This window comes from Collinsella sp. CLA-ER-H9 (assembly GCF_040092295.1).
Taxonomy (GTDB): domain Bacteria; phylum Actinomycetota; class Coriobacteriia; order Coriobacteriales; family Coriobacteriaceae; genus Collinsella.
Genome location: NZ_JBBNLV010000001.1, coordinates 145,319 through 159,446 on the forward strand (window position 1 = coordinate 145,319; position 14,128 = coordinate 159,446).

Genomic DNA, 14,128 nt, shown 5'->3' on the forward strand with positions numbered 1-14,128 from the left:
CGGTTAACAATGCGTCGACGCACGGCAACCTTTGCATGAATGGAGAAAGATGTCTGTAAACACTCGCTATTGAGTTGATAATCCAGGCGTTTACACGTTATCCACCTGCGATAACAATGAAATAAGCTCCGCTTTGTTCTTGATCTTCAACTGGCGATAAGATGCGGATCGCAACGCTTGCACCGTAGATGCAGCATAACCTACGTCCTCCGCAATGGTCTTTGTCGTTGCGCCCTCTGCCGTCATCAGCAAAATTTGCGACTGAACATCAGAAAGGGAGCGCGATGTAAGCAAAGCCAGCTGGCGCACGCGAGCCGTTTCGGTGAACCCATTCGCACGGTACTCCAAGACGGCCCTCTCGTTCTCAACCGAGTGGGCGAGCGCGATGTGCGTGACGAACATGGGCACAGACCAGCAGACGACCACCGTTGCCACGACGACATTGACAGCCGAACTATGCCCCAACAGCGACGCAAGGAACAGCGGCTCGAAAACCATCAGATCCTGCGCCATGTTGAGCAAGACGACCCAGACAGGAGCCGTCGCCCCAAAGCAAAGCATCCATACCCCAAGCATTTTTCGCTGCGGACAGCTTCGCAGCACTACATATGTGAGCAGTATCCCCGCCAGCACCACAAACCCATGAATTCGCCCCCTAGTGGCTGCATAGATCAAAGCGGCTACACCTATTGACACCAATGGCGCGATAGCCCGAGCACGGGCATGCACCTTAAACGGACGCAGCCCAACAGCGAGCGAAGCCGTAGACGCCACGCCGCAAAACAGGACCGGCACGGCCATCAACGGAACGCGTATGCACATCAATGCCGTGATATAGATAAAAGACCATTCCGCAGCAGACAGTATCGCCCACATGCACGGACCTCCGAGCTCAATCGCCCCATCCACTCTATCCAGATCAGCGTCATGATTCGTCTTTACAGCCGCGCAATACGGCGAAAGAAACAGTCCGAGGCCCAATGTATAGCTTGCGAGAGAAAAGGCGACTGCCCGCGTAACGCTAGATCCCCAATCACTATTCGCCATTACCAAGGGACCTGCCGCAAGGAAAATAAAAAAAGATGTGGGCAGATATCGAAGCAGCCGGCGCGTCCGAGCTAATGCCAACATATCGCCGGCATGCCGCTGCGACAGCTCAGACTCTACAGCTTCGCCCCCACCCGCAAACAGCGCCACCAGCTCACGCGAGCCCGCAACCGACGCCTTCCCGTATGCTCGATGAAGCGTGGTCCGCACCGTCGATGGCTTCGTATCCGTCTCCCTGGCAATTTCCGCCGGCGTTTTCCCTTTGAGCAACAATCGAACAAACTGCTCTTCTCGAGGCGACAGAGAGGGAGAGAACGCTCCCGCATCGAATGGGTCGGACGTGCGAGGGGTATCCGAATTGTTGTCCCGTTTCTCCCTTAGCAATGTGCATACGAAGGCGGCAACAGCAATAGCGGACCCCATCGACAGTGATGCAATGACTGCGGCATCGCTTGCAAAGTATGCCACCTCAACAGCAGGAACAAGGCCAATGGGAACTGCTACAAGCACAGAACGGGCGAACACGTCGCTCTGTCCCCGACCAAAGGCGCGGGGACAGCAAAGCAGCGGGACCGCAGCCAATACGAGATAGACCAGAGGAATTAAAAGCATAAGGCCAATTGATGCGGCCGTTACAGAGGGCATCCCCCATGGCTCGGGAACGACTCTCCATGAAACTCGACAGCAAAACAGCAGGCAAGACAGGACAACTATTGTTTCTGCAAAAAGTGCGCTCTGCGGTCGGCAGGTCCCCCTTTCGCCGTCCCGCGCCGCCCCCCGTATCAAAGGAGAGCCCGCCGTATTCCAAATTACATATGAGAGGAGCAGCGACCCAGTGAAGCACAAGGCACACGAAACGCCATGCAACAGCCAGATTGGTGCAAACACGATTGGAACAGAATCTCCGCGAGCATAGAAGGCCAAGTCGACCCATTCGGGAACCACCGCAATAGCAGAAAGGAAAACACCGAAGACGCCAAGGCGACCCGGCCGTCTTATTTCTCTCCCCTTGCGGAGCGCAACGCCATGACCAAACGCCGCGAGGCATGCGCCAAGGATAACGAGCCAGGTCATTGCACCTGATGCCAAGCCGATTGAAGATGAAAACCGGTGATAAGGGGTAACCGCCATTACGACGAGCGCAATGGCGAAAGCAGATGTGGCAGAACAGCGGGAAAAGAGCATATGACCTCCATAGCGTGTCATTATATCGCTCGGGCTGCTCGTTTATCTCCACGCCCACACCAGCCAGCATCAACGATTCAGGCGAACTCCAATCCGAGCCAGATCACGGTTCAGCTTTTGTCCGCAGTCCCCGCATCAAAGCGGGATGCGGTTTCCTTTTGAGCGTCGATCTGGAAACTGTATCCCGTTCTGAGTCAATATTCTGGGACGCAGTTTCCGCAGCACACCCCATTCGGAAAGCGTGTCCCAGTATTTGGCCGCAAACTGGGGCGCGCTTTCCGGATGGGTCGAGACGAAGGCCAAGCCAGACAGGCAGCCTCGCATCCCGCCATCCTCCCCATGCACCTGAGCGTGCTACACTAGCAGCATCTATGCCACCGCGAACGGCTCGGCCCCGCGCCCGCCGCTCGCAAACGAACTTTAAACGCACGAGGGTTGGCCATGCCGCTTTTCTCGCAACATACCGCCCGGTTCTCGCCGGACGTTCCCTTGGAGGGCACTAGCTCTCGCGAGCTGCTCAAGCGGTACCAGCCGCTCGAAACGCTTGCGACCGGCGGTTTTGGCTCCATCGAGATTTGCCGCGACACACACCTGCGCCGTCGCGTGGCCATTAAGCGCATCCCCCTCACAGACGGCGCTGGCATGCCCGCCAGCGACATTATGGATGTGCTGCGCGAGGCGCATACCGCCGCCATGCTTCAACATCCCAATATCGTGCAGGTTATCGACTTTACGCACGACACCGCCTATGCCTACCTGGTCATGGAATATGTCGACGGCATGTCCCTAGCCGAGTTTTTGCATCGCGTGGACGGCCATTCGCTCACCTTTGACGAGGCCGCTGCCATTGCCGACGCGCTGGGCCAGGCGCTCACCTTCGCCCATAGCAACGGCGTGCTCCACCTGGATATTAAGCCCGCCAACGTGCTCATCGACCATTCGGGCAATGTAAAGATCACCGACTTTGGCATGGCGCGGCTGTCGTCCGCCGGCGGCTTTGGCGGATCGCGCGGCGGCACCATCGGCTACATGCCGCCCGAGCAGCTCGATATCGAGACCGGCACGGTCGACGAACGTGCCGATGTCTTTGCCCTTGCCTGCGTGATCTACGAGGGCCTGTGCGGCAGTGCCCCCTTTATGGCGGCCACGCCTGCCGACTCGCTCGACCGCATCATCGGCGGCGCCACCTATCCCAGCGAACTGATCCCTCACTTTCCCCCGGGGGCCGAGGCGGCGCTCATGAGCGCTCTCTCCCCCATGCCGCAAGACCGCCCTGATAGCATCGAGGCATTCTGCGACCGACTCCTTGCCGGCTTGGGGAGCGTGCGCGAAGGCCGTCGCAGCTTGGAGCAGATGGTAGGCGAGCTTTCGAATGACGAGTGCGCGGCAGATGATATCGAGCCATCGAGCTACGAGGATGACACCGTCGAGGTCGACCCCGCACTTGGCTGGGCGGGCACGCGCTGGGGCCGCGCACGCAATTACACCATGCGCGGCATCTCGGCGCTCTCATGCGGAGCCTTCAGCTTTTTGCTTATGCAGACAGCCGGCGTCGCGGCGCTTCCCGGGCTGGTCGTGGCGGCCGTCGCCATTGGCGCGGCGGCAGGCTTGGCCCCGCAGATTGGCTCGGCCATCTCGGCCGTGGGCTTTTTGGTGCTCATGGCCAACGCCACCATGCAGGCGCAGGGCATCCTGTCGATGCTGCCGGTCGCGGTCATTTTTGCCGCTGCCATGTCCGGTTGGTGGATTGCTTGGGGACGCACCGAGGCAGCTGCGAGCACGACGCTCACCTGCGCGCTTGCGCTGGGTTGCCTCACCGGCGACGCCCTCCTTGCCGCCGGAGCCGCCGCGAGCATCGCGGCGTTTTGGCTCGCTCCGGCAAGTGCCGCGGCGGCTACGGGCATGGGCGCACTCTTTGCCCGCCTTGCTGCAGCGGCTCTCTCTGCGGGAGGCGTACTGGGGCTTAGCAATGTCGCCGCAGCGCTGGGAGACGCGCTCCTTCTCGCTGCAATCATGCTGGTTGCAGCAACAGCCGCGGCAACATCGCTGCTGCTCAATGCTCATGCCAAGCGCGCCGAGCAGGGATCGAACCTTGCCGCCATCGTCGCAATTGCCGTCGCCGGCATCGGCTCGGCCGTATCGTTTTGTCTTGCACACCATATGGAAATTGCCAGCCTTGCGGGCCCGGTCGTCGCCAAGGCGGCGGTTACGGGAATCCTATCCTCTATAATCGTCGGGATATGCCTTTATTTGCTCGGATACCAAAGAACCTATACGGAGAGTGATCTTTCGTGAACTTCCTGAACATCTTCGAGGACCACGTGGCCGGCATCTTCGGTGCCACCCGTGCCCCGTTCTCCTTTAAGAAGCTTGCCAAGCAGGCCGCTCGCGACATGGAGGATCAGACTCTGGTGATCAACGGCGTCAACACCGCGCCGGCACTCTATACCATCCTGATTGCCGCCGACGACGATCCCATGCTCGCCCCGTTCTATCCCGAGCTTTCGCGCGAGGTCCGCGAGTTTGTGAAAGCGCAGGCCGAAAAGCGCCGCTACGTCTTTGTCGGCGAGCCCCTCGTTCGCTTTATGATCGACCCGCAGCTGCGCGGCGGCAAGTTCTCGGTCTTTGCCGAGAACGTCGATGCCCCTACGCTCGGTCGCCTGTACGAGGAGGAGCGCGCCTACCAAAACGGCCTGGGCCAGAACAACTCGGCCGCGAGCCGAGCCGCCAGCGCCCCGCGCGCCGGCCAGCAGCAGTTTGCCGCCCCGCAGCAGCACCCCGCTGCCATGCCGCAGCAGCAGCCGGCACCTCGTGCTGCCACTCCCGACCCGCTTGCCACGGCCGACCCCTTTGCGCCCAATATGCCCGATCCCGCCGCCGCACCCATTCCCGTGCCCCAAACCATCTCGCGCGACGCGCTTGCCGGCATGGGCGGAGCCGCCGCGACCGGCGCCGCCGCTGGCCTTGGCGCCGCAGCTGGCATCGCCTCCAACATGGCAAGCTCTCGCGCCCCGCAGCGTCCGCTCGCCCAGCTCGTCGACGTCGTGAGCGGCGAGAGCCACGCCATTACCTCCGCACAGGTGACCATCGGTCGCGAGCGCTCGGTTTCCGACATCGCCCTGCGCGACCCCAACGTGTCGCGCCGTCATGCCCAGCTCACCTTTACCGGCTCGGACTGGTCGATCGAGGACCTCAACTCCACCAACGGCACGTTCGTCAACAACCGTCGCATCACGCGCTGCCCGCTGCGCAACGGCGACCTGCTGACGTTTGGCCTGAGCACGTTCGAATTTAGGGGATAGTCGCTTATGAACATCGATATCGTCCTGTTTGCAGGCCGCATCGTCCTGGTCGTCCTGCTTTATATCTTCCTGTTTGCCGTCATGAAGACCGGCGTGGGGCTCGTCCGCGGCCAGCGCCGCGACTCGGCCATCTGGACGATCGATGTGGACAAGGGCCCGCGCGGCATCCGCGGCATCCACGTGGATATGCTCGGCCCCGTCATCGTCGGCCGTTCGCCGTCGTCGGACATCTGTATCAACGAACCGTTTGTCTCGGCCTCGCATGCGCGTTTTTCGCTGCAGGGTCCGGCACTTATTATCGAGGACCTCAACTCGCTTAACGGCACACTCGTCAACGGCCGCCAGCTCGTGGAGCCCGCGACGCTGCGTGAGGGCGACGAAGTCCAGATTGGCGACGTGGTCATGAAGGTGAACCGTCGATGATCGACGAGGAGAACAAGTCCGCGACTATGACCGAGGCACCGGCTGCCGCCACAGCTGCGCCGGCCCACGCCGCTCCGGCGGGCTCCGCACCCGTGGAACCCGAGGACACCGTGTTCTCCCTGCCTCTTTCGCATGTAACGCATGATATTTCGGATCTCGCCGATAACGAGGACGAAGAGGATGCCGTAGCGGCGCCCATCGGCGCACATGCCGCGGAACAGCCCACAGCGCCCGAAGCAACCTCGGCGCCAGCTCACTTTGCAGAGCCTGTCGCCGCGGCAATCAACGAGAGCGCTGCGGTGTTTGCGGCACCCGAGCCCGCCGCGCCGGCGTTTCCCATAGCCCCGGCATCCGAGGTTGCGCCCGCGTCTACGCCGGCGCCCGAGCCTATAGACGTCAGCCCGCAAGACGACGAGTCGACCGCCCGCGTGTCCGAGGAGCCCGACTCCCCGGACACCGGCGATTCCGAATCAAACGCCGAGACCGACACCGTCTCTCCCGGTGACACAGCCGAAATCGACGTTGCCGCCGTTGAGGCCAAGCTCAAAGACCCCGGCTCGACCATGAGCTTTGAGCCCCTGACCGAGGAGCGCATCGAGACCGACTCGACCTATGATGCCGGCACCACCACGCAACTCATGTGGGGCGCCCGCTCCGACGTTGGCTGCGTACGCCCGCACAATGAGGATTCCTACCTGGTGCAGTCGCCGCTCTTTTGCGTATGCGACGGCATGGGTGGTCACGCTGCCGGCGAGGTGGCCTCTTCCATCGCCGTTGAGACTATTGCCAAGACGGCCCCGCAGTCCGCCGACGCCGCACGCCTGGCGGCAGCCGTCGAGGCCGCTAACGCCGCCGTAATCGAGGCCGCCTTGAATGGCCTAGGCAAGCCCGGCATGGGCTGCACAGCCACTTGCGCCTATATCGAAAACGATACGCTCGCCATCGCCCACGTGGGCGACTCGCGCGCCTACCTGCTCCACGAGGGCACGCTCATCCGCGTGACCCGCGACCACTCCTATGTGGAAGAACTCGTGGACGCCGGCGAGATTACGGCAGATGAGGCTCGCGTCCACCCCAACCGTTCGGTCATCACCCGTGCGCTGGGCTCGGACCCCGCCATGTATGCCGACCACTTCACTCTGCATATCGAGGAAGGCGACCGCCTGATCCTGTGCTCCGACGGCCTTTCGAGCATGATTCCCGATAGCGATATCGAGAACATCGCCACGCAGTCCTCAACCGCGCAAATCTGCGTCGACAACCTAGTGGACGCGGCGCTTGCCGCCGGCGGCCACGACAACGTGACCGTAGTAGTCGTTGACCTGGTTGACGATGGCGTTATGCGCGAGGCGCAACGCGTGCGTCGCCGCAACGTCACCATCGGCGTCGTCTTAGGTCTCGTCTTGGTGCTGGCGGCTGCCATCTGGGCCTACACGGGTGTCACCGGCTCGTACTACCTGGGTACCTACCAGGGCAATGTCGCCGTCTGGCGCGGCCTGCCCGGCAAGCCGCTCGGACTCAAGCTCCACTGGCTCGAAAGCGAAACCAGTATCAAGCTGTCCGACCTGCCCGAAGACACGCAAAACCGCCTCAAGGCGGGCATTCCGCAAACAAGTGTCGACGATGCGCAGGACACGATATCCAAGTACCGCCACCAGATCGACGAGGAGCAGACCCGCCAGGTGATCGACGCGCAAACGATTCGCGACAACACCGACCAGGGATCGACCTCCGAATCAGATTCCGAGAAAACCGCCGAACAGTCCGCCGAGGCCGAAGCCTCCGAAAAGAACTAGAAAGGGAGTGCCGCTTATGAGTCGCCGCAACACCGAGCTGCTCTTGCTCATCGCCTCGGCGTTCCCCGTCATCCTGCTGTATGCGATGTACGTCCTCACCGCGGGCGCTGCCATCTCCTTTGAGACGCTCGCCGTACCGATCGGCCTCTTTGCCGCCTTTGCCGCGGCCCACATTGCCGTGCGCATCTTGGCGCCCGGTGCCGACCCCGCCATCCTGCCCATTGTCTTTGTGCTTTCGGGCATCGGCATCACGTTCGTGACGCGTCTCGCCCCCGCTCTCGCCATCTCACAGCTCATCATCCTGTTTGTCTCGGTGGCCCTGATGGTGGGAACGCTCGCGTTGGTTAAGAACCTCGACGTAGTCATGCGCTACAAGTACACCTTTGGCATTATCGGCATCATTCTGTTGATGCTGCCTATCTTTATCGGCACCACGATCTCGGGCTCCAAGCTGTGGATTCGCATCGCGGGCTTTACCATCCAGCCCGGCGAGTTCGCCAAGGTCTTTATCGTGCTGTTCCTGGCCGGGTACCTGGCCGAGAACCGCGAGCTGCTCTCCATCTCCAACCGCAAGATCCTGGGCTTTAAGATCCCTCGCCTGCGACTGCTGCTGCCGCTGTTTGCCGTGTGGGGTGTGTGCCTGCTCGTCGTCGTCTTCGAACGCGACCTGGGTTCGGCCGTGCTGTTCTACACCATCTTCTTGCTGATGCTCTACGTTGCCACGGGGCGCTTTTCGTATGTCGTTATCGGCCTTGCGCTCTTAGCCGTTGGAGCCGTGGGCGCCTACAAGTTCCTGTCTCACGTTCAGGTGCGTTTCCAGGTTTGGGTCGATCCGTTTAAGGACGCCCAGGGCCAGGGCTACCAGATCGTCCAGTCGCTCTTCTCGCTTGCCGATGGCGGTCTGGTCGGTGTTGGTATCGGCAACGGCATGGCCAACAACATCCCTGTCGTCGAGTCCGACTTTATCTTCTCGGCCATCGGCGAGGAGATGGGCCTTTTGGGCGGCGGCGCCGTGCTCATCCTGTTTATGCTCTTTGCCGTGCGTGGCCTCACCACGGCTGCCCGCGCTAAATCCGACCTCGCCGCCTTTAGCGCCACGGGCCTTACGGCCGCCATCAGCTTCCAGGCCTTTTTAATCGTGGGCGGCGTTACCCGCCTGATCCCACTGACCGGCGTCACCCTACCCTTTATGAGCCAGGGCGGTTCCTCGCTGCTGGCAAGCTTTATCATCGTCGCGCTCCTGCTGCGCGCCGGTGACGAAGCGACCGGACGCGAGGCCGAGCTTACCGGCACCGGCACTATGGCCGCCATCACCGATGATCAGGTCGCATCTGCCGCCGCCCCGACGGGCACGCGCTTTGCCACCTCGTCTTCCTACGGCAGCGGCAGCCATTCCGTCGGCTCGCGCATGCGCCGTCGCCTGCTCGACACGCCTGAATCCGGTGTGCTCGGCCGCGTTGCGCTCGCCAACCGTCTAACCCGTGCGGTGCTCGCCTTTACGGCGCTATTCGCCATCCTTATCGGCAACCTCACCTATGTCCAGGTCATCAAGGCCAAGGACTATCAGGACATGCCGACCAACAACCACACCATCGCCCGCTCCAAGTACATCCAGCGCGGTTCCATCATCACGTCCGACGGCGTGACGCTGGCCGAGTCGCTGCAGCAGGAGGACGGCACCTACGTACGCTCCTACCCCAACGGTAACCTGGCAGCGCACGTGGTTGGCTACGTGAGCCAGCAGTATGGCACCACCGCCATCGAGAGCGTCATGAACGACACGCTCACCGGTTCTAAGGACTACTCCAGCTGGAACAACGCCATCGCGTCGCTCGCGGGCCAGACCCAGCCGGGCAACACCGCCAAGCTCACCATCGACTCGCGCATCCAGACGGCGGCCGAGCAGGCACTCAAGGGCTTTAAGGGCGCTGTAGTGGTCATCGACCCGCGTACCGGCGCGGTGCTCGCATGTGCCAGCTCGCCCACCTACGACAACACCAACATCGACGCCCTACTGCAGGCTGGCGGCGGCGAGGACGGCTCTATGTACAATCGCGCCATGGACGCGCTGTACACGCCGGGCTCCACGTTTAAGGTCGTTACGCTTTCCGCGGCACTCGAGACCGGCACCGCCAGCCTTACCAGCACCTACCAGGCGCCCGGCTCCATGGACATCGGCAACGCACCGGTCACCAACTATGCCAACGAGAGCTACGGCACCATCAGCCTGCAGCAGGCCTTTGCCGTGTCCTCCAACGTCGTCTTTGGCCAGGTGGCAAACGAAGTTGGCGCAAACACGCTCGTGCAGTTTGCCAACGCCTTTGGCTACGGCCAAAAGCTCGGCCAGGACCTGACCTCCGCGGCCTCCATCATGGCAGACCCGTCGCTCATGACCGAGTGGGAGACCGCTTGGGCCGGCGCCGGCCAGCCTGTCGGCATGGACCACACGCCCGGCCCGCAGACCACCGTCATGCAAAGCGCCGTGATTGCCGCCGCCATCGCTAACAGTGGCGTGGTCATGGACCCGTACTTTGTAGCCCAGGTACTCGCCCCGGACGGAACTGTGGTCAAGACCACGCAGTCCCGCTCGCTGGGTCAGGCCGTCAGCTCCGCCACGGCCGACCAGGTCAAGCAGGCCATGCTCGCCGTCGTCCAGTCCGGTACCGGCACCGATGCCCAGGTCCCCGGCGTCAAGGTCGCCGGCAAGACCGGCTCGCCCGAGACCGGCGGCACCAACGTCAACTCGACGTTCGTTGGCTTTGCACCTTACGATTCACCCACGGTCGCCATCTCGGTGGCCTTGGAGGATTACGACAAACACGACGTCAAGGCGGCCAAGATTGCCGGCATCGTCCTGACCGCGGCGCTCGCCGCACAGGGAGCGTGATGCCCATGATTGAATCGGACACCCGAGGCGCGCCGCGGCCGAAGAGTTAGCGGCAACGCGCCACACGGCCCCAGCGGCCACATCGTAGGTACTACACACATCGTTGAGCGAATAGTTATGTTAGGAGCAGGAATGGAACAGAGGGTCCTCGGGGGAAGATACCTCCTCAAGGATAAGGTGGGGACAGGCGGCATGGCGACCGTCTACCGTGCACAGGACCAGGTCCTCGACCGCACGGTTGCCGTCAAGATCATGCTGCCGCAGTATGCTGGCGACGCAACCTTCGCCGCACGCTTTAAGCAGGAGGCCCAGGCAGCAGCCGGTCTCTCCTCCCCCTATATCGTGGGCGTCTACGATTGGGGCAAGGACGGCGACACATATTACATCGTCATGGAGTACCTGCGCGGCACCGACCTTAAGAGCGGCATCAAGAGCCACGGCGCCCTCGACCCCAAGAAGGTCGCCCAGATCGGCTCGCAGATCAGCTCCGCGCTTTCGGTCGCCCACAAGCACGAGATCATCCACCGCGACATCAAGCCGCAGAACATCATGGTGCTGCCCGACGGCAACATCAAGGTGATGGACTTTGGCATCGCGCGCGCCAAGAACAGCCACCTCACGCAAGACAACAACGTGCTGGGAACCGCCCACTACGTCAGTCCCGAGCAGACCCGTGGTCAGGACCTCGGCCCCACCTCGGATATCTACTCGCTGGGCGTCGTGATGTACGAGTGCGCCACCGGCCGCGTGCCCTTTGACGGTGATGACGCCATCTCGGTCGCACTCAAGCAGGTCAACGAGCTGCCTATTCCGCCGAGCCAGATCAACTCCGGTGTCGACGCCGACCTTGAGCGCATCATCCTCAAGTGCATGGAGAAGGACCCGGCAAACCGCTTCCAGACCGCCGACGAGCTGCGTCAGGTGCTCAACAGCTACCTGTCGGGCCGTGCCGTCAACATCTCGGAGCCCACGCGCATCATCGGTGCCGCGGGCGACCTGGGCGCCACCAAGACCCGTGAGCTGTCTGACTCCACGCGCGCTATGGTTCGCCCCGTATCGGGCGTAAGCGGACAGACCAACCCCCGCAGCGCCGTCTCGGGTTCCACCGGTTCCTACGAGGTCGATCAGCCCAAGTCCAACAAGAACAAGATTATCGCCGCCGTAGTCGCCGCAATCGCCGTGGTTGGCGTTGTGGTGGCCTTCGCCACCGGGCTCTTTGGGGGCGAGCAGGTTACGGTGCCCGATGTGCTTAACAAGGACCAGCAGACCGCTATCGAGCTGATCAAGGAGGCCGGCCTTGAGGTCGGAACTGTCGACCAGAGCTATAACGACGATGTCGACGAGGGCAAGGTTGCCGAGCAGACCCCCAACGGCAACACTAAGAAGCCCAAGGGCTCCAAGGTTAACCTGGTGATCTCCAAGGGCCCCAAGCCCTCCGAGAAAGTTGAGGTTCCGCAGCTCGTCGGCCTAACCAAGGACCAGGCCGAGGCCGCGCTGGCAAGCGTGGGCCTGAAGGGCAACGCAACCGAGGAGGCCAACGAGGCCGACGAAGGCCAGGTCTTTGAGCAGGGCACTGATGCCGGCAAGGAAGTCGAGAAGGGCACGACCATCTCGTATAAGGTCTCCAGCGGTCCTGACACCACCTCCGTCCCCGATCTGACCGACATGACCGAGGCCCAGGCACGCAACGCTCTCGACATGGCCGGTTTTGGCGTCAACGTGAGCTACCAGGAGAACGATTCCGTCACCGAGGGCACCGTCATTAGCTGGAACCCCAGCGGCAAGCAGAAGCCCGGCGCCACGATCACCGTCGTCATCGCCAAGAAGTCTGGCAAGGCCAGCGTTCCGGGCAACCTGTACGGCAAGAGCATCTCCGCCGCCGTCACCGCGCTCAACAACGCCGGGTTCTACAACATCGCATTCTGCGATCAGAACGGCAATCCCGTGAGTGGCAACGAAAACGCCACCGTGACGGGCGTCTCCCCCACTGGCAAGCAGTCCACCGACAGCACGATCACGTTGACGGTTTCGCTTTCTGGCTCCGATTCGGGCGACGATTCCGGCACGACTAACTAGTCGAGGACCCATCACCCGCAGCGGCTAGGGCCGCAAACATATTCGCTCAACGGCGCCCGCTTGCTCCCCCGCAAGCGGGCGCTTTATTTATCGACAGACCATGGCCCCTTAGCAACGCAAAGAGGCCCGCAAAAGCGAGCCTCCCAGGTGACAACAGAATATGTAATGCAGTAATTACTGGCCGCAGAACTTCACCATGATCTCGACCATGGACTCTTGCCTATGGACAAAATGTCCATAGGCAAGGAGATGAAAGAGTAAGGACAACGCCCTCTAAAAGAAGGCCGTATATGAAGATTGCATATCCCTTTTGCCTTCATATACTCAAGAAGCACCCCTCGAAGCGCTCCTGAGAGGCCCCCTTGGATGCAACCCAGGGGATCCAGATTCTGGTAGACATCGGCGCAGCAAAATCCTGCCGCGCAGGCACGAACGGACATCTTGACTCCTAACGCAATGCGGGGCGCCCCAAGACACCCCGCCACGACAAAAAACTAGTTCTCGTAGACCAGCGGGTGGCCCCAACTGCCCTCGATCTTGCAGGTCTCCGCCGCAAAACCGGCAGCGAAGTCCAAGCTCTCGCGAATCGCGGCCTTGCCGCACTCGCCGGCCTTCTTCTTGGAAAGATAGGTGACCAAAAACGCCGTCAGCAGTGAATCGCCGGCCGCCATAGCGTCTTTGAGCTCCTCGGGCGCCACGGGCTTGATGCCCTGCTCGTAGAAGTTTTCGCCGTCATAGGCGACGGAGCCCTTGCTCCCGCGCGATGCGCATACGATTTGAGGGCCAAGGGCCTTCACCCACTCGAGCTTCGCCTTGATATCCTCCAGGGAAGCGTCGCCCATGGACATAAAGGCGTACGTCACAAATGGCGCAATCTGCCCGAAGTACTCGTCGGTGGAGTCATCGGAGAAGTCGAAGCTGATAGGCACGCCGGCAGCCTTGATCTTGGGGAGCTCGCGCTCGGTGAAGCAGTAGTTGCCGCTGTGCACCAAATCGAAGCCGCTGACGTACTCGGCGGCGAAGCGGTCTATCACGTAGCGCATGTCGCCACGTATGCCGCCTTCATTGGAGCCCAGGAAGATACGGTCCCCGGTCTCGTCAACGGTCACGCGAGCGGCGCCGTTGACGCCCAGGACCTGCTGGCAGCGAAGAAGCTCGACGCCCTCGTCCTCGAGCGATGCTATAACGTGCTCGGCCTCCTCATCTGATCCGAAGATTCCCATGTAGGCGCTGCGATCGACGCCGAGCTTCTTGGCGAAGACGGCGAAGTTAACTGCATTGCCGCCGGGATACATGGTCTTGATGTGCTCGTACTTATCGACAACGTTGTCTCCAAAGCCAAGCACGCTTATAGGATAGGCTGCCATGGTTATCTCCATTCAGGTAAACCGCCGTGGTTACGGCGAGCAGAC

The 14,128-nt window shown here is 61.8% G+C and carries 8 protein-coding genes; 6 read left to right on the forward strand and 2 right to left on the reverse strand.

The window, feature by feature from the left end:
- Window positions 1–90: 90 nt before the first annotated feature.
- Entirely contained in the window at window positions 91–2,232 is a 2,142-nt protein-coding gene (locus AAAX73_RS00645) for a LuxR C-terminal-related transcriptional regulator (protein WP_349124734.1), read from the reverse strand.
- A 441-nt stretch (window positions 2,233–2,673) separates the two neighbouring features.
- Here AAAX73_RS00645 and AAAX73_RS00650 point away from each other — a divergent pair, with 441 nt between their 5' ends.
- The 6 genes from AAAX73_RS00650 (at window position 2,674) to pknB (ending at window position 12,716) form a co-directional block, all read left to right on the forward strand.
- Entirely contained in the window at window positions 2,674–4,527 is a 1,854-nt protein-coding gene (locus AAAX73_RS00650; protein WP_349124735.1) for a serine/threonine-protein kinase, read from the forward strand.
- Window positions 4,524–5,534 (forward strand): FhaA domain-containing protein, encoded by a 1,011-nt coding sequence (locus AAAX73_RS00655; protein ID WP_349124736.1) that lies wholly within the window; start codon window positions 4,524–4,526, stop codon window positions 5,532–5,534. Before AAAX73_RS00650 ends, AAAX73_RS00655 begins: the two co-directional genes overlap by 4 nt.
- Before the next feature lie 6 nt (window positions 5,535–5,540).
- On the forward strand, window positions 5,541–5,957 hold the full coding sequence (locus AAAX73_RS00660) for an FHA domain-containing protein (protein WP_055250779.1): 417 nt from the start codon (window positions 5,541–5,543) through the stop codon (window positions 5,955–5,957).
- The gene (locus tag AAAX73_RS00665; RefSeq protein ID WP_349124737.1) at window positions 5,954–7,753 is read left to right on the forward strand and encodes a Stp1/IreP family PP2C-type Ser/Thr phosphatase; all 1,800 of its coding nucleotides are present in this window, start codon (window positions 5,954–5,956) and stop codon (window positions 7,751–7,753) included. Before AAAX73_RS00660 ends, AAAX73_RS00665 begins: the two co-directional genes overlap by 4 nt.
- A gap of 16 nt (window positions 7,754–7,769) precedes the next feature.
- Window positions 7,770–10,640: an FtsW/RodA/SpoVE family cell cycle protein gene (locus AAAX73_RS00670; RefSeq protein WP_349124738.1), complete on the forward strand. Its 2,871-nt coding sequence runs from the start codon at window positions 7,770–7,772 to the stop codon at window positions 10,638–10,640.
- Between the two features lie 132 nt (window positions 10,641–10,772).
- Window positions 10,773–12,716: a Stk1 family PASTA domain-containing Ser/Thr kinase gene (gene pknB, locus AAAX73_RS00675; RefSeq protein ID WP_349124739.1), complete on the forward strand. Its 1,944-nt coding sequence runs from the start codon at window positions 10,773–10,775 to the stop codon at window positions 12,714–12,716.
- Between the two features lie 494 nt (window positions 12,717–13,210).
- Here pknB and AAAX73_RS00680 read toward each other — a convergent pair whose 3' ends face one another.
- Window positions 13,211–14,083, reverse strand: coding sequence for a PfkB family carbohydrate kinase (locus AAAX73_RS00680; protein WP_349124740.1), 873 nt, complete (start codon window positions 14,081–14,083; stop codon window positions 13,211–13,213).
- Between the last annotated feature and the right edge of the window lie 45 nt (window positions 14,084–14,128).

Coding starts and splice junctions, on each gene's coding strand:
- AAAX73_RS00650 (WP_349124735.1), top strand. CDS start 2,674: ATGCCGCTTTTCTCGCAACATACCGCCCGGTTCTCGCCGGACGTTCCC.
- AAAX73_RS00660 (WP_055250779.1), top strand. CDS start 5,541: ATGAACATCGATATCGTCCTGTTTGCAGGCCGCATCGTCCTGGTCGTC.
- AAAX73_RS00665 (WP_349124737.1), top strand. CDS start 5,954: ATGATCGACGAGGAGAACAAGTCCGCGACTATGACCGAGGCACCGGCT.
- pknB (WP_349124739.1), top strand. CDS start 10,773: ATGGAACAGAGGGTCCTCGGGGGAAGATACCTCCTCAAGGATAAGGTG.
- AAAX73_RS00670 (WP_349124738.1), top strand. CDS start 7,770: ATGAGTCGCCGCAACACCGAGCTGCTCTTGCTCATCGCCTCGGCGTTC.
- AAAX73_RS00680 (WP_349124740.1), bottom strand. CDS start 14,083: ATGGCAGCCTATCCTATAAGCGTGCTTGGCTTTGGAGACAACGTTGTC.
- AAAX73_RS00645 (WP_349124734.1), bottom strand. CDS start 2,232: ATGCTCTTTTCCCGCTGTTCTGCCACATCTGCTTTCGCCATTGCGCTC.